This is a genomic window from Rhodococcoides fascians A44A (genome assembly GCF_000760735.1).
Lineage (GTDB): Bacteria > Actinomycetota > Actinomycetes > Mycobacteriales > Mycobacteriaceae > Rhodococcoides > Rhodococcoides fascians_E.
On sequence record NZ_JMEX01000008.1, the window covers coordinates 2,457,183 to 2,474,319 of the forward strand.

General features: G+C 64.6%; 13 protein-coding genes. 1 reads left to right on the forward strand and 12 read right to left on the reverse strand.

Going from position 1 to position 17,137, the window contains the following annotated elements; genetic code table 11:
* Positions 1-20 precede the first annotated feature (20 nt).
* The gene (locus BH95_RS23835) at positions 21-2,441 is read left to right on the forward strand and encodes a glycosyl hydrolase 2 galactose-binding domain-containing protein (RefSeq protein WP_244165116.1); all 2,421 of its coding nucleotides are present in this window, start codon (positions 21-23) and stop codon (positions 2,439-2,441) included.
* Here BH95_RS23835 and BH95_RS23840 read toward each other — a convergent pair.
* The 12 genes from BH95_RS23840 to BH95_RS29665 form a co-directional block, all read right to left on the reverse strand.
* A complete protein-coding gene (locus BH95_RS23840) occupies positions 2,434-3,456 on the reverse strand; it encodes a glycosyltransferase family 2 protein (protein WP_052060148.1) in 1,023 nt (340 codons plus the stop codon). The genes BH95_RS23835 and BH95_RS23840 overlap by 8 nt on opposite strands.
* Entirely contained in the window at positions 3,453-4,304 is an 852-nt protein-coding gene (locus BH95_RS23845) for a glycosyltransferase family 2 protein (protein ID WP_037139406.1), read from the reverse strand. Before BH95_RS23845 ends, BH95_RS23840 begins: the two co-directional genes overlap by 4 nt.
* A 225-nt stretch (positions 4,305-4,529) precedes the next feature.
* Positions 4,530-6,725, reverse strand: a complete 2,196-nt coding sequence (locus BH95_RS23850; protein WP_052060149.1) for a hypothetical protein — start codon at positions 6,723-6,725, stop codon at positions 4,530-4,532.
* Complete coding sequence (locus BH95_RS23855; protein WP_020110739.1) at positions 6,706-8,004, reverse strand: glycosyltransferase family 2 protein; 1,299 nt, start codon at positions 8,002-8,004, stop codon at positions 6,706-6,708. Before BH95_RS23855 ends, BH95_RS23850 begins: the two co-directional genes overlap by 20 nt.
* A 55-nt stretch (positions 8,005-8,059) precedes the next feature.
* Positions 8,060-8,995 (reverse strand): glycoside hydrolase family 16 protein, encoded by a 936-nt coding sequence (locus tag BH95_RS23860; protein WP_244165117.1) that lies wholly within the window; start codon positions 8,993-8,995, stop codon positions 8,060-8,062.
* The gene (locus BH95_RS23865; protein WP_052060150.1) at positions 8,992-9,792 is read right to left on the reverse strand and encodes a DUF998 domain-containing protein; all 801 of its coding nucleotides are present in this window, start codon (positions 9,790-9,792) and stop codon (positions 8,992-8,994) included. Before BH95_RS23865 ends, BH95_RS23860 begins: the two co-directional genes overlap by 4 nt.
* A complete protein-coding gene (locus tag BH95_RS23870; protein ID WP_020110742.1) occupies positions 9,789-11,060 on the reverse strand; it encodes a hypothetical protein in 1,272 nt (423 codons plus the stop codon). The genes BH95_RS23865 and BH95_RS23870 overlap by 4 nt, the downstream gene beginning before the upstream one ends.
* Positions 11,057-12,730 carry a lipopolysaccharide biosynthesis protein gene (locus BH95_RS23875; RefSeq protein ID WP_037184598.1) on the reverse strand — a complete coding sequence of 558 codons (1,674 nt, stop codon included), beginning with the start codon at positions 12,728-12,730 and terminating at the stop codon, positions 11,057-11,059. Before BH95_RS23875 ends, BH95_RS23870 begins: the two co-directional genes overlap by 4 nt.
* A complete protein-coding gene (locus BH95_RS23880; RefSeq protein ID WP_052060151.1) occupies positions 12,727-14,523 on the reverse strand; it encodes a hypothetical protein in 1,797 nt (598 codons plus the stop codon). Before BH95_RS23880 ends, BH95_RS23875 begins: the two co-directional genes overlap by 4 nt.
* Positions 14,524-14,597: 74 nt before the next feature.
* Positions 14,598-15,527: an amino acid--[acyl-carrier-protein] ligase gene (locus tag BH95_RS23885; RefSeq protein ID WP_020110745.1), complete on the reverse strand. Its 930-nt coding sequence runs from the start codon at positions 15,525-15,527 to the stop codon at positions 14,598-14,600.
* Positions 15,528-16,679, reverse strand: a complete 1,152-nt coding sequence (locus BH95_RS23890; protein ID WP_037184601.1) for an acyl-CoA dehydrogenase family protein — start codon at positions 16,677-16,679, stop codon at positions 15,528-15,530.
* Positions 16,680-16,685: 6 nt separating this feature from the next.
* Complete coding sequence (locus BH95_RS29665) at positions 16,686-16,943, reverse strand: acyl carrier protein (protein WP_020110747.1); 258 nt, start codon at positions 16,941-16,943, stop codon at positions 16,686-16,688.
* Positions 16,944-17,137 lie beyond the last annotated feature (194 nt).

Genomic DNA, 17,137 nt, shown 5'->3' on the forward strand with positions numbered 1-17,137 from the left:
CAAGGAAGTATTCATCGCCTGTGAGACCCAATCGCGTGTCCGACGCGCATGCCGTTGAACTGCAGTGGAGCGTCACGTCGGTATCGCCGGGCTCGGTGGATCATCCCGACGAGCTCGACGACGATGTCGTGTGGACCCCTGCTCTGGTGCCCGGCGGTGTGGCGGCGTCGACGGTGGCATCGCCACCCGATTCCGTCGACTGGTGGTTCACCACGACCGTCCCCGCATCCGGTGACAGCGCGTTCGTCCTGACGTTCGACGGTATCGCGACCCACGCCACCGTCTGGGTCGACGGGATCGAATCGGCAACGACGACGTCGATGTTCGTCCCGGTGTCCGTCGACATCCCTACCGGGCACGGGCGCGTGCAGGTCACTGTCCGCGTCGACTCGATGGACGCTCGCCTGAAGAAGCGCACGCCGCGCGGACGCTGGCGGTCGTCTCTGATCGATCGGCAAGGTCTACGACACGAACGCACGAGTCTCCTCGGGCGGGCGCCGGTGTATGGGCAGGTGCCCCCTGTGGTCGGTCTGTGGCGATCCGTCCGTCTCCGTGAACGGGGTGTCGCCGAGAACATTCGGGTGCACGCGACGCTGTCCGGCGACGACGGTACCGTCCGGGTCCGCGCACGTTTGACGTCGCCGGCGGACTCGGTGTCCCTGCGCGTCGGTGAACACGACTTCGACCTTCCCGGCGGTGAGGGCGACCTGGACGTCACCGTGACCGTCGCCGACGTGGCACCCTGGTGGCCCCACACGCACGGCCGGCCGGCCCTGTATCCATGGGAGCTCGACGTCGACGGCCGTGTCGAGGGACGGGGCAGTCTGGGATTTCGGCAGGTGGAGCTGGAGCAGTCCGGTGCGTCGGTGACATTCTCGGTCAACGGAACTCGTGTGTTCGCCCGTGGTGGGTGTTGGGTACCGCTCGATCCGGTGCGGATGTGGGTCGATTCCGACACTCTCCGAGCGGAATTGACCGATGTCCGCGATGCAGGATTCAACATGGTTCGAGTAGTCGGCACCATGGTGTACGAGCAACCTGAATTCTGGTCACTGTGTGCAGAACTCGGGATCCTGGTGTGGCAGGACGTGATGTTCGCAACCACCGACCCGCCCGCCGATCCGGAGTTCCTCGATGCAGTCCGCCGCGAGCTCGACGCATTCTTCGCGATCGTCGGCGGCAATCCCGCCTTGGCCGTCGTCAGTGGCGGTAGCGAAACCCAGCAGCAGCCGACCATGCTCGGTGTTCCATCGGACAACCAGCGGATGGAGCTGTTGGAGAACGTCATTCCCGATCATCTCGAACGTCGACTTCCTGGAACGCCGTACGTGACATCCAGCCCGTCGTCCACCTCCGGTGAGCTCCACACTCACGTCGGCGACGGTATCGCTCACTACTTCGGTGTCGGCGGCTATCTGCGGCCGTTGTCCGACGTCCGTACTGCTCGCGTTCGATTTGCTGCCGAGTGCCTTGCCTTCGCCGTCCCGCCGGAGCGCCGAGCCGTCGACGCGATGTTCGGAAGCGCGAATGTTGCAGGCCACCAACCCGATTGGAAGTCGGCGATACCGAGGGACCGGGGATCGTCGTGGGACTTCGAGGATGTCCGCGATCACTACGTGCGAGACATATTCGGCGTCGATCCACACCTTATACGCCGCGACGACTCCGAGTTGTATCTGGACTACGGGCGAGCGGCCGTGTGCGAGGCAGTACAGTCCGCGTATTCGCACTGGCGTCGGGCGGATTCCGAGTGTGCAGGCGCACTGGTGTTGACACTGCGCGACCTCGTGCCCGGTGCGGGCTGGGGCCTGCGAGACTCCACGGGCACACCGAAAGCCCCGTGGTACAGCCTGGCTCGACTCAGTAGCCCGATCTGCGTCTTCGTCGTGGACGACGGTCTGGACGGATTGACGATCCAGGTCGCCAACGACACGGGTGAATCGGTGTCGGGAGATCTCAGAGCTGTGCTCTACGGGACGACGGGCCCGGTGGGGGAGCCCGCCGAGGTGCACATCGACCTCGGACCGCACACGACCGACAGTGTGTCGCTGGACCGCGTTCTGGGATCGTTCACCGACGCCAACCATGCCTACAGGTTCGGGGCGCAGACGTACTCCGCCGTGGTCGTCGAACTCGTCGGCGCAGACGGAGCGGTTCTCGATCAGGCAACTCACCTGATCGGCGAGCGGCACCCTCGTCAGAACGACGTCGGTCTGAGCGCCTCGGCACACAACGTCGGCCCCGGTGAGTGGTCACTGACCGTGTCGAGTCGATGGGCGGCGCACTACGTCTGCGTCGACACCGACGGCATGGAGGTCAGTGACTCGTGGTTCCACCTTGCACCTGGGGCGGAGCGGGTGCTGACCCTGACCGGATCGAAGGCGAAGGTGTCCGGCCACGTGCGCGCGCTCAATTCGATCAAGCGCGCGCAGATCAGCTAGCCGCGATACGGCTGAGTCGGCCTCGGACGTAACCGAATCCGGCAGCGCCGACACTGGCAACCACAGCCATGGCTCCCCAGGCACGAACAGGGTTTCCACGGGCCGCGGCAGAGGCTTCACGCCCGACGGCACGTGGCAGGATCTTCGCGGTATATGCGCGCTCGGACGACAACGCGTCCTCCGATCCGATCAGCCGCGCGATCGCTGCCTTGGACACGCCCTCGGCGTAGCTGCGGGACAGCAAGTATCTCGGGCGGGTCCTGTCCGCGCTGACCGTGTGATCCACGACGATGGACGGGTCGAAGACGATCTCCGCGTCCGGATGCGTCTGTCGGAGCCGGATGCACAGCTCGGTTTCCTCGCAGCCGAGAGGAATTCGACCGATACGGCCGATTCCGGACACGAACCCACCGAGAGCCACGACGGGCTCACGTCGGAAGGACATGTTGGCGCCCATCAGATTTCGCACTGCCGAAGTGGTCGTGGGCTGCCCCCTGTACGTACAGCCCACGATCCAATCCAGCTCGCCCGGTTGACCCGCTACAGCGGTGGGGAGAAAAGGGGGACGCGACGTCGGCCACACGGGATAGGCAGATCCGCCGACCGCGTACACCGACGGATCGGAGTAGTGGCCCAGAATCGACGCCAACCACTCCGTCGACCGCGGCGTCGCATCGTCGTCGAGGAATACGACGACATCACCGGTAGCGATGTCCAACGACGTGTTTCGAGCTCCGGACAATCCACGGGGATGCGTGTTCGGGGTGACGACGACGGTTTCCCCGCGGGGAAGGAACTGCTCACGCGCGCGAGACAACAGACGATCGTTGTGGTCGATGACGACCAGAAGCTCGGACGCGGGGTTCGACTGGCCGAGCACAGCATCGACCGCTGCGCTCAGATCGTCCCAGCGATCGAGCGTGTACGCGCAGATGACTACCGAGCACGTGGGCCTCGCCAGCTGAGATGCCCTGGATTCGCCTGCTGTGTCAGTCCCCGACGACCTGTCGATCACGCCGACTTTTCTTGGTACGGAAGCTCGTCGAACACCTCGAAGGCCTCGAACTCCAAGTCCATGTCCGTCCGTGCAACGTTGGTACGACGGTCGGGACGCGGGATGGAGTTCTTCGCCAGTTTGCGTGCGCGCAGACGCTCGGTGAAAAGAGTGCGCAGGACGCGGAAGCCGTCGGAGAACGTGCGAAGGTTGCTCTGCCCGTAGATACGAGCCAGCTCGACGCTCGGTACTTCCTGGATCCGGACGTCCGCCTCGGCGAACCGGCAATTGATGATGGTCTCGATCTCGAAGCCGTCGCCCCAGAGCATCTCGCCCGGCGCCACGTCCTCCTGATCGACCACGGGAAGGTCGAGAACCGGCACCAGGTCGCGCCAGAAAGCGTTGTAGCCGTAGCACAGGTCCGAGAACTTGGTTCCGAACAATGTGTTGGCGACGAGGTGGAGCCCGCCGTTGCCTGCGCGGCGAAGCGGAGTGATGTCGTGGCTGCCGCCGCCCGCGGTGAAGCGGCTGCCCTTGGCGAAGTCCGCGCCCGCGAGCAGGGCGTCGACGAAGCGCGGGATCTCGTCCGCATCGGCCGAGCCGTCCGCGTCGAACATCACGATGATGTCGCCGGTAGCAGCTTCGAATCCGCACGCGAGAGCGTTGCCCTTGCCCTTGCGGGTCTGCTTGATGATGCGGATGTCTCCGCGTATTTCACGCGCAGCGTCGATGGTGCCGTCGACACTGCCGCCGTCGACCAAGACCAGTTCGTAGTCGTGGGACAGCAACGGCAGTACGTGGCGCAGGTTGGCGGCCTCGTTGAGGGTTGGGATGACAACGCTGATGCGAGGGTTCTGGGAGTTCGACATATCCTTTTTCCAGACGGGTTGAGTGCAGTGTTTCCGACTGATCTCAGAAGATCTGTGACGCGACCCCCGGCGGATCCACAGAGACGTTACCTGCGCCCCGCTAAGGGTCAGGATCTCGTTTTCATCGACTGTGTACAACCTTAAAAGAAGCTACGAGTTTGTCAAGCTACGAATAAACAAACCGTATGGCGGTTTCGAGAGACATTGCTCATACCTGCGGGTGGTTTAGATGTTCCGTCTCTCGAACACGATCGTGTCGGCGTCCTGGTAGTGCAACGACCACGCAGGATTGGACCGCAACCAGCGCTCGAAGGCCTCCGGAGCACCGTTCTTCATGAAACCGTAGTAGTTCATGGCTTCGAGCGATTGCCGCGTGAGAATGACGTAGGACGGCGCCCCCTGCTGTGACGCTTCCCATTCGAACGCCTCGAGCTGATCCGGAGTCGGGAACTCCAACATGTACTCGGGACCGTAGTAGTTCAGCGGCGCGTCGAACATCTCGTTGGCTTCCGCCTGCTCCACGTACTTGGCCGTGGACCGAATCGGATAGCCGGCCGGATACAGCATCGTGAACTTCGATCCCGCAGGCGAATTCGCCACCAACGCCTGTGTGTTGTCGACCTGGGACTTGTTCTCCACGACCAACGGCCACAGGCCGAAGTACCCCTGAAGTCCGAACGTCGCCGCGCCGACGGTTCCGGCGAACGCGCAGGCGACCGCCACTCGCGTCGACACCATCCGTACCGTGCTGCGTGCACCCGCGACATCCGCGTCGAGTGCAGCGATCAGCATCGGCGCGATGAGCAGGACACATCCGGGAATCGCGTACAGATAGACACGGAAGATGGCCTCGCCGCCGTAGCTCTGGCCCGCGAGAAGCCCGATGGAACCGAATGCCATCACCATCGGAGCCCAGAACGGCTTCTTCGTCCGCCAGGCATAGACGATCGAGATCATGGCCAAGCCGAACACACCCGCGGAGAGAGCCCGGCAGATGAGCGAGGTCACCTGTTTGCCCAGGATGCCGGGCGTCTGCACGTTGCTCGCCGCGTTCTCGACCGGATCGAACCCGGACAACAGGCCGTACGGGGCGACGATGTCCAGCCGTGGAATCAGGTACCCGATCAGGATCAAGGCCAGCGGGAACATCAACCACCACGGCTTCGCGCGGCGAGTGACCAGCAGGACCCCGGCCACAGCGAACAGCCAGTACGGCGTCAACTGGTGGGTCGGTACCAACGCCGCGAAAGGAACGAGCGCAATAAATCCCGCGACACGAAGCTGCGTCGAGGCCATCAGCAGAACGAGGAAACCGATGGCGAGAACGAAGCCGAGCGACTGCGGCGCGTAATAGTCCTGCCCCACCCAGTTGACCAGTTCCGCGAGCATCGCGGCGGTCACGGCTGTTCGAGGCTTCAGCTTCAACACGCGCGCCAAGGCGTAGACGAAGAATGCGATCAACACGTGCACCAGCGGCGCGAACACATGCGCCAACGACATGATGCCGTACCCGGTCACGTCGCTGAACCATGCAGTGACCACGAAGAAACTGGGCCACTGAGCGTAGATGTCTATGCCGTTCGGCGGCAGCGAGCCGAACGACAGGATGTACTCGGTGACAGCGACGTGCTTGTACGTCCACTCGTAGACGGGAGCATCGGTGACGAGTGTGACCGTCAGACGCTGCACGATGATGGCCACGGCTACAGCGGCGACCGCCGAACGAAACTGATGACGCTTGACCGCCAACAGAAATGCCCCGACGACCAACGCCATGCACACCACCAGCACCGGCCCGGTACCGGCAGTCAGCAACCCGAACTGGGAGTAACCGGCCTTCTCCAGGCCGGGCAACGACGGGAGCCACAGTACGAGGGCGAGCGCGAGCATCAGCCCGGCGACGTTGCGGCGCAAGTACTCTCGATCCCATACCCTGCCGACGAGCGTCGTCGCGTGTTCACCGAGTTGGCGTCGATCGACCAGCCGTCGCAGCCACGTCGACCACCCCGAGGCATCGGGCCACGCCCTGTACTTGCGATACCACAACAGCGACGAGCCGATCTGCAGGAGAGCCACGAGCGCGGTTATCCACCGGGGGTTCCACTGATAACCCCACATGGCACCGGTCGTCACCAGAGTCATCAGTGCCAAGCTCAGCACCGGAACCGCTGCGAAACGGGCACGAGGAGGAACGTAGACCCACGTCAGAATCGTCGCGCCGGGTCCGACGAAGATCAGCACCGCGAGGAAAACCGCGCGCACGACACCGGGAAGAGGGAGCATCGCCGCCGCGGCGCACACCGACGCGACGACGGCTACGTCGGCGAATCGAATTTCGGGCCGAGGTGCAGGCAGAGGCGTCACCGCGATCGACGGTTGCCGATCGAGCGAGAACCGACGATCAACCGAGGACCGGGGCACGGTTCACCTCCAACAACGGCTGACGCTTGCGGCCTTCCTTGCGGCTGCGACGCAGCGCACCCGGGCCCTTCGCGATGGACAGTAGTTCCATTCTGCCGATGCCCTCGGGAAGATCGTCCGCGAGATCCTCGGGAGGAGAGGCAACCTTGGACATCCGTGCGGACAACACGACCGTGCTGCCGAGCCGGCGGAACGCAACTCGCGCCGCGAGCAATGCCGAACGCCTGTTCGTCGCCACCGTCGTCAGCCACGCACCCAAGCCCAGTCCGTAGCCTCTGGCCTGCACGGCCAAGGCGTCGGAATCCGCACGGTGCCGGTGCCACACGATCGCGGCAGGCTCGTACACCAACTTGTCTCCGGCCATCAGGACGCGGAAGAACATGTCGAGATCCTCACCACCGTTCGTGGGAGAACCGACACCGAGAGCCTCGTCGAAACCACCGAGGTCGAACATTCGGTCGCGGCGCACCGCGAAGTTGGCGCCCGTCCCGTAGATGCCGACCTGGAATGGAAACAGCGGAACGTCGGCGGGAGGCTCGGCGAGCGAGAAGATACGAGGCGTCACCGAGCTCGCCCACCCGACACGCCGGTCGAAGTAGGCCTGGGCCTGAGTGCGGATCTCGCCGCTGGGGACGATCCCCGAGACACACGCGACGCGGGCATCCCGGGCGAAGCCGCGAGCGATCGAGGACAACCACCGCGCGTCGACCGCGACGTCGTCGTCGGTGAACGCGACGATGGAATGCCGCGCAGCACGCAGGCCCGTGTTGCGCGCGCGAGACAGTCCGGCAACCGGTTCCGACACGACGCGCACGCGAGGATCACCGAGTTCGGTGACGTAGCGGGTGGTCGCGTCCGTCGCGGAAGCGTTGTCCACGACGACGACCTCGAAGCTCGGGTAATCCACCTCCAACACCGAGGCCAGCGCACCGCGCAGGTGATCGATCCGGTCCCTGGTGCAGATCACGACCGTGATGTCCGGCTCCGCGCCGTCACCCTCCGGAAGTGATTCGGCGCCGTGAACGTCGAGCTTGCGAACGGCCTCGACGAGCTCATTGGTGTCGATGCCTTCCGAGACGATCGGGAGATCGACGAATCCGAGCGGGTCGGCGGAACGTCGGACGAGGAGCCGCGCGCGCGAATATCCCTCAGCCCCGTCGAGGGCGAGACGATCGGGCAACGCGGCTTCGATGTCGACGTCTCCGATCCACACCGCGCCGGACCACTCGGGCGGCTGCGCGCTGACGAGTGCAGGCTGGAGAACGGATGATGTCGACACGGGGTGGATCCTTTCGATACTGCACGGGGAAATACGTGTTCTGGAGCAGGCTGAGTCAGTCGGTTCGGTATCGGACCCAGTCGACCGACATCGTCGCCGGGAATTCGGTGTCGGCGTCGGTAGGACCTGGCCAATCGCCGGCGACCGCGACGTTGAACAGCAGGTAGAACGGCTTGTCGAACACCCAGTATTCGTCGCCGCCGTCGAGTTGCGCCGGGGTGACCGTCTGCAGCACCTGATCGTCCATGCCGATCACGATCTTCCGGGGCGCTTTCTCGACCCAATAGACGTGATACTCGTCGGCCAGGTTGTTGGCTGGGTACCCGGCGAGCTGAACCTTCTGGCTGTTCAGACTGTCCGCCTGTGGAGCGTGCACACCGATGTGGAAGTTGTCCGCCTCGTTCAACGTCTCGATCGCATCGATCTCACCGGAAATCGGCCAGCCGACGTCGTCGATGTCGGTCCCGAGCATCCAGAAAGCAGGATGCAACCCAGCGCCGGCAGGCATCTTGATACGCGCTTCCACGCGGCCGTAGGTGAACTCGAACTTGTCCTTCGTCGTCACCCGCGCGGAGGTGTAGCCGTCCGGCGTGCGCAACGCGGAGATGGACATGTTGCCGGACCCGTCCTGGTACGCATTGTCGACCGAATCGGTGTAGTTCTGTTTCTCGTTGTTTCCCCACCCGGTCCGGCCGGTGTCGTAACTCCAGTTGCTGGAGTCGATCCTGGATCCGGACGGTCCGTCGAACTGGTCGTACACCGTGAAACCGTTCACCGCTTCGGCGTCCGCTGCCTGTGAACTCGTCGCATCGGACTGCGGCCACAACTCGCGGTACGCAACGACACCCACCCCGACAGCCAGAAGCAGAACCACAGCAAGGACTGCGAACGACGGCCACCGTCGTGTCCGCCGATGCGGAGGACGCGGCGGAGTCCCGGAGGACGGAAGTCGTGATACCTCGACCGTCGGCGGATCATAGCGATGGGTCATCGATCGTTCGTGCCGATCGGTCCACGGTGCCGGTCGGCGTTCGTGCTGCCGTAGACCGGACGCTCGTCGGGGCTGTACGTATCGGCGGACGCGTCCGCCTCACTGCCCGCTGCGGTGTCCAGAATCCTCAGCCGGCGCGCAGTCCTGCGATGTGCGACGGCGAGCACCACCGTCGCGACCAGAATCGCGTACACGACGACGCGCTCGATGGTGCCGATTCCCAACCCGAAGTTGTGTCCGCCGATGAAGCACAGCGACGCGGCCAGTCCGATCCACCCGAGCGTCGTGACCGTGATCCGGACCGAGCCGTGCAGCGAGCGATGCCCACCCGCCACGATGAGCCCGAGCGATCCGACGACGAACATCAGCGTCGCGCCGAACGAGTGCACGCTGTAGTTCAGACCCTGGTTGATCGACCCGGCGACGACGGCACCCAGCCCGGCGACAGCAAGGAGGACACCGCCGCGGACGTCGAGTACACCCGTGACCATCCACGCCACAGCCGCGACCACGAGGGCAACGCCGACGAGCGCGATCGACACGTCGGCCAACACGTAGAGCTTGCTGCACGGCCACGAACCGGTCGGGCCGCAGAACGGAACGCCCAGTTCGCTGATGAAGTTGGTCCGGTAGCTGTACAGACCCCGCCACGTCGCCGCGACGACGAACTCGAACACGAACAGTTGCACCACCGACAGACCTGCCCAGTAGCCGATGCGTGCCCACAGGGACGCGTCCGGTCCGGTGGTCGGGTTGCCGCGCAGCGCCCGGCGGGCCTGCTGCATGTGAATGCTCATCGGGACACTTCCTGCGCACTGAGTAGAGCAACGGGATCGGACATCGCCAGGTTCAACGCGGACTGTACTGCGTCACGGTCGAAGAAATTGTCGTGGAACGACGCGGTCACATGGAACACGTCGCGAATGTGCATGGAGGTGACGACGATGGACTCCGGCACACTCGGTTCGCTGAGCGGCACGAAGACGCTCTGTTCCGGGTCCGCAGTCCACGCGATGCCGTCGAATTGCGGAATACGCCCGACGTCGGAGAACGTGAGCCGCGCATCGGCCGTCGCGGGAGCCGTCGCCGTCGAGATGGCCGGGAGAGCGGAACGGGTGCGCAGGTACGTCATCGTGCTGAGCGCCCCGGCAGCGAGCGGGCGGCCCTTGTCGATGGCGTGCGCAACGGACTCGTGCAACGCGGTCGCGTTCGTCGGGTCGACCCCCTCGAAATCGATCCCGACGGCGAAGTTGCCGAGTGCGACGCCGTCGGTACGTAGGTAACGCCTGCAATCGAACAGGAATCCGGCCGAGTACGACGTCGAGATGCCGCGCGTGGACAGCGCCGTCGCGATGGCAGCGCACAGAATGGACGTGACGGACACCTCGGGGAGATTGTCCCGTCGCCACGCACGGATCGCCGCGGGTGCACCGGCAGCCGACGTCGCTGCTGCCACCGCAGGCGAGCGGCCCCACGGCACCCGTGCCTGCTCCATCGGCGCGAGCGCGGGAGTCACGAGTTCGGCCGGGGGCTGTCCGAACTTGCCGTAGAGAACGTCGACGACTTTGCCGGGGTTGCGCGCCATCCAGCCCGCCAGTGCACGGGGGAGCGGGTTGCGAAGCGTACGTGCCTCGGCCCACCCCGGAAGAGCAGGAACGGCAACAGGATCCGCGAGAAACGCAAACAATTCGATCGGCAGAACCGCATCGCTGAACCCGTGCGACAGATCCAGCAGCAAGTATTCACCGGCGAGTACCACCCGGATCGGAACATCGATCGACACCGAATCGGACAGCTGCTCCAACTGCTCGACCACGTCGGCGCGACCGATCGGAGCAGAAGTCGTGACGTGGTCACAGACCGACTCCGGACGGTAGGACCACTTCCTCGAGTTCGGATCCACCCGCAAACCGAGGCGCGTCTCGCGGCCGGACGACGCGAGCCGCAGGAGTCGCTCCTTGACCCTGTCGATGCCGCCGAAGTCCGCCGGTCCGAGAGCGCAGACGATGCGGCCCTCGGAGCGCAGCATGTCCATCGCGCTGGCTTTGTAGTGTGCTCGGCTCACGGTGCGCTTCTTCCAGGTGCAGGTTTTCGATAGGGGGCGCGTAACGGGTCCGTGGTTTCGAGGTGCGCGGTTCGGAGGTGATGCGCACCTGCCGAACTGAACTCGCGATCCTGGGTGCGGTGCGTCGATGGACCGAATTCACGAGACGAGTTGTCGCGTGCAGGTGGTGGTGGGTACGGGCCGCTGGGCGGGAACGGATCCTCGGGCGGCTCTTCGCCACGTGAGGACAATTCGCGGATCCACTTGATCAACGGAACTATCAACACGAGCGCGCCGAACGCTTCCGCGGCGAGGTAGGCCCACCCGACAGCGGCGATTCCGAGCCTGGACGACAGGGTCAGTGAACCGACGATGATGATCGTGGTGGCAACGACCTGAACGACGACGGCGAGCCGCATCCGGCGCTGCACACGGGCCAAACCGTCGTACAGCGAGCCGATGACCGACAGCGGAATGGTCACTGCCGCCAACTGCACGATGATGGTGCCGTTCTCGCGGTACTGCTCGCCGACGATCCCCAGACCGAACGGCGCGATGACGGCGAGGAAGAAGGAACCGCCGACGGCCACGACGCACACCATCGTCATGAAGCGTTTGGTGAGGCGGTTGAACTGCTCGGGGTTGGCCGCCACTTCGGCGACGAACGGGCCGACGAGCACGCTGATGAGAATGTACAGTGCGCTGACGATCGACCAGGTCAACGAGAAGTACGCGTTGTCCTCGGCGCCCAGGGTGGCGACCACGATCATCGGAACGAGCAACGGAGCGAGCGAGCCCAGCGCCGTGATGCCGTAGGCGGATCCGAAGTAGGACCACAGCTCGCGCCTCGGAGGAAGATCCGGTTCCGACTTGTAGCGCGGCTCGTTCCTGAGGTTCTTCAACATTGCTCGGAAGACGACGACCGACGCGATGATCGCGGGGACTGCCCACGCCGCGATGATCGAGGTGCTGCGCGCGGTCGAGAACAGAGCAAGCAGGAGAACGAATTTCACGACAGCGTGAAAGACGTTCTTTCCGGCCGCCCACCGCGCGACTCCCAGCCCGGAGGACGTCTGGTCCTGCAGAGCGAACACCGCGAGAACAGCGACGAAGGGTGGGAACGAGACGATCTCGGCGGTGGAGGTGAACATCTTGTCCACCGGTGCCACGAGGAGAAATCCGCAGCCCAACACGAACGCGAACGCGGTGACCGTGATGTACCCCCGCACGACGAACGACTTGGCGAGCCGGCCGGAGACAGGTAGAAAGCGTTCGTACATCGACCCGAGGCTCAGATTGGACAGCGTCGAGAGCATCACCGCGGACGTGATCACGGCCGATGCGCTGCCGACCTCCGCAACCGGATAGAGGCGTCCGGCCGCGGCCCAGAACAGCAGACCGAGACCGCCGGTCACGACGGTGGACAGCATCATGGCCAGCGAGTTCAGCGCAAGATTGCGGTCGGAGCTCTTGGTGTCGGTGCCCGACGCGTTCTGTTCGGACGTGTCCAGGTTCGTGGATTGCAGCAGCGGGGTGCCGTGGAGGTGAGGCTCGGGTGCCTGCACTTTCTGGATCGGCATGGTGTGAGCCATGAGGCCCATGTCCCAGCGAACCGGTTCGAGCGGATACCACTCGAGCCGTTGCAGATTGTCGTGCCGGGGTGGAGCAATTTTCGGAGCGCGGTGCTTCACAGTCGATTCCACCCGACCGGTACAGGCGGCGACGGCGCGACGATGTCGACGTCGAACGACTCGGCCGCGGCCTGGAGCAACTCGGCGCGCACGGTCTCTCGCAGGTCTCGACCGTACAGCGAGTGATCACCACTGTCGAAGGACTTCACGACGGCCGGCCGCACCGACCCGCCGTGTCGACGCCTCGCCGCACGCTTGCCGCGCAGTCGCTCCATCCCTTCGGGACCGCGGTTGTCGACGAACCACTCGGTGTCGGTGGGGGACAGAAGCACGGTGGTACGTACGTTTCCGGCCTCGAGCAGACGCAGGGAGATCTCCGGCACCTGAATCAGGCCGCGGTTGCCGAGCCAGAACCACAGGGGGTACGGCATGGCCGACTGGGCGCGGTTCTTCACCGTGACCCCGATGTCGTGGAGTGCGTCGAGAGCTTTGCCGACGATGCCGGTGTCCTCGGTGCGCATCGAGGATCGTTTGACGAATTCCAGGCGCTTCGTCGTCCAGTCGAGTGTGTTGAGCAGAACCGCCGACCCGACGCCCAACTCGCGGGCGGCGTAGCTGGAGTACCACGAGCCGGAGCACATTCCCGCCACCATGACGTTCCGCGGCGCAGTTCCCGCTGCTCGAACGGCAGCGAGCGCGTCCTCGTTCCCCGCGTCGCTGTAGAGGCGAGTGATCTCGTCGTCGAGGACCTCACCGCTTTCGCCGGTGCCCCGCCGATCGAAACGCAATGTCGATACGCCCTGAGCAGCAAGCACTCTCGACAGTTCGACCCAGCTGCGGACGGGACCGACGCGGTGCTCGTTCGCTGTCGGATAGAACACGACAGCCGGGCCTCCGGGTATGCACTCCGACGAGTACGTGCGAATACCGAACAGCGCATCGGGACCGACGGATTCGATCTCCTCGCGGACCGCGCCGAGGTTCGAGACGGTGCGCAGCGGCACGGACACCTCGGAGGTGACGTCGCCGAACTTGTCCGCCACCCACTCTGCGATGTGCGCGATGTCCGACGTCGGAAGCTCGACCTCGAAATCGCTCGGTTCGAGAAACGCGTCGTGGCGGGACAGGGTGTGCTCGTCGGCGTTCTGGTTCGCGACGACGGTGCGAATCGGCTTGGAATCGCCCCGCTCGGAACGGGTCGCGACCAACACGGGAGCCATGAGCGACGGCACGGCGGTGGTGTCCAGTCGACCGAGAGCTTTCGCGGCGTCCGGGTGCAGTACAGCACCGATGATCGAGACCCTGGGGTCGACGTCCGAGTCCTGGGTCACGCTGACCGAGTACAGGGCCTTCTGCTCGTGGACATAGGACCGGCCGCGCACCACCGGATCCCACAGAGTGACCGCGGCGAGAGGTCCGACCTCCGAAGCGACGGACGCGGCGAGCAGTGCACCCGCCCGCAGTCCCACCAAGGCGACGTCGGTGACGCCACATCCGCGTACGTAGTCGACGGCCGTCGCGATGCTGTTCTGCCACAGTGCGACATTGTCCGCCGCATCCTGCGCTCCGTACGAGTCACCGGTACCTGCGTAGTCGAATCGAAGAACGAGAAGCCCGCGCGCGCACAGTTTCTGCGCGAGAAGCGTCAGGCCGCGGTAGGAATCGACCTGTTCCTTGCCGAGCGGCGGGCAGAGGACGACTGCGCCTCGCGCGAGACCACCGGCGGGAACGTGCACCGTTCCGAAGAGTCCGGCGTCCTCGGGCCCGAACCACGTCGAAAACTTCCCCTCGGCGGTCGGATCGGCCGCGCTGGGCACGTCGGCATTGTGCAGTGCAGTACTTCGACTGTTCACTTCGGCGTCCTTCCAATCAGGTCGAGAGACGGGTCGAGGGGGGGAGACGTGCTGAGAGATGCCTGCCGTGAGGGTCAGGACAGGGCGGCGGGCCACTTGCTGCGGTCGAGACCATGGGTGCGCAACATCGCCAACGCGATACGCTCCATGCCGAATCCGACACACGCACTGTGCGCGGGCTCGCCGTCGACGGTGTGAATCCCGAAGGTGTGCCCGAAGTGGTCACGGTGGCAGTTGCACGAGACGACCGCGGTGCCGTCGTCGAGGTCTCCGTAGAGCTTCACGACGAGTTCGGTCTTGAGGTTCTCGTTTCTCTGGTTCGCGGCCAGCATTCGGCCGGCGCGTCCGAAGAACGGATCGTTGGCGATGACTGCTTCTGCCTCCAACCCGAGATCCGCGAGGACCTCCAGTCCCCGGGCGACCCAACGCTCGCGGTGCGCGATGGCGTCGTCGGGCGTACCGACACGAACGTATTCGTGCATCCGGAAGGCCTGCATCCGTGCGGGATCGACAGCAGGTTCGTGGCGGAAGCAGTAGCCGTAGATGTCGAGCAGACGACCGTCCTCCGGCAACGTTCCGGTCATCATCGAGTACGAGGGATGGCATGCGGCCGACACCAGCATGGTGCCGGCGGACTCCAGGTGGTGATCCCAGTCCTTGCCTTCCGAACGGTCGGCGAGGAGTGCGGCGTGCGCCTTGTTGTCGCCGTCGAACGTGTTGATCGCGCCGGTGAGATTGGGGAACGATGCGATGTAGTCGGTGCGCTCGAAGGCCTCCCGTGGGAAGACCGGAGGGAAACGGAATCTCGGTGCGGCGTAACCGTGCTCGGATGCACCCGCAGCCTTCACTCGCTCGTCGATGGTCTCGATGATGTCCTCGAACTCGCCGGATCGGCCGTACAGGCCTTCGACGGAGCTGGGGACCAGCAGGCCTGCCTCGACGAGTTCGTTGCGGAATTGTGCGCGCGCGGTGTCAAGTTCGGTTGCTTCGTGGGTGACAGTCATCTATTTCCCCTTGTACACGAGTGCGAGCTGCGAATTGTGGCCGAGGATGCGCTCGTTGCTGACCATGATGGCCGAGCCGTGCGCATCGCGAACGTGGCGACCGATGCTGAGCTCGCCGTCCTGCCGGTAACCGGAGATGCCGCAGATCTGCATCGCTTTCCCGACGATGTCGATGACGAGAGTCGACGCAGTGACCTTGACGTTGTTGATCCTGACGGCGAACCCGATCGCTCCCAGTTCTGCGGGTGAATCGGAGATCGCTTCGAACTTCCCCGCGGCTCCGAACACCGTGTCCACCAACTGCTCGTGCACCACGTAGAGCTCGGCGAGGCGCAGTGCCGCGGGCGGTGTCACACCGGGCGTACGGCTGGCCGCTTTGCGAACCGACTTGCGTGCCTTGGTAACTGCCGCATCCGCAATGCCGAGCCATGCCGCACCCCACAGAACGTGGGCCGCGGGAAGCATCGTCTGCGCCGAGATGTCTCCGTAGTTGTCACCCAGAATGTTCGACGACGTCGTCGACGCCTCCAGCTGGAATCCTGGGCTGCACGTTCCACGGAATCCCAACGTGTTCCACTCGCCCGTCCTGGTGAGGACCACGTCCGGCTTCTCGCAGACGACCAGCACCTGATCGCTCGGAGGGCTGTCCAGAGAACGGCGTGCGGTGGCGAGAACGAACTGCGCGTACTCGCCGTAGGAGATGACCGGGGCTGTCTTGGAGAGTGTGATGTGCTCCCCGTTGTACTCCACCGCGCAGCCACTGGTTCGGACGTCACCACCGATGTTGATCTCGGTGGTGGCCGATGCGACCAAGGGTTGCTCGGCAGCGAGACGCTGCAACAGCGCGATCATGGCGTCGGACTTGCCGTGGCGAACGATGGACAGCACCTGCGACTGGTGCATCACGAAGATCATCGCCGAGGACGCGCACTCCGCTCCCAGGGAACGGGCGATGTGCGCGAGGTCGGTCAGGGACTTCCCACCGCCGCCGAACTCCGTGGGAATGCCCGCAGCGAGCAGCCCAGCTCCGCGCATGGCCTCGACGGATTCCGTCGGGAAGCGTGCGTCGCGGTCGACCGAGTCCGCGTGCTCACGCAACACGGCAAGGACGTCGGACAGCGTCGGGGCGTCGGTTTGGTAGACGGTGGACATCGGCGATCAGTCCGTCAGCTGCGCGAGCGCGGTAGCGATGGCATCGATGCTGCCGAACGTGGACTTCTGCAGCATGGTGTCCGGGAACTCCACGTCGAACTCGTCCTCGAGCGCGATCATCACGTTGACGCTCGCATGGGAGGTCAGGCCGTTGTCGTACAAATCTGCGTCGGTGTCGATATCCGCCGCGGACACGGGCATCTTTCCGAACTTGTCCAGAACGTCCCGAACACGAGCAACGTCACCAGAATTGAGCGTTTCCACCCGAGTACCTCCACCGAATCTCGTTTGATGTCCGAGACCGGACGGCCTCGACTCACGACCGTGGGTAGGAAGTTGCACTGCTGTTCCAACCCAGAAGTCTCCCCAGACCCACCCAAACAATATCTTAGATTGTTTTGAAGCGTTACCGAGTCGGGGTAGTTTGCTCCAAGAACCTTTTGTCGGCTCCGTGCCAC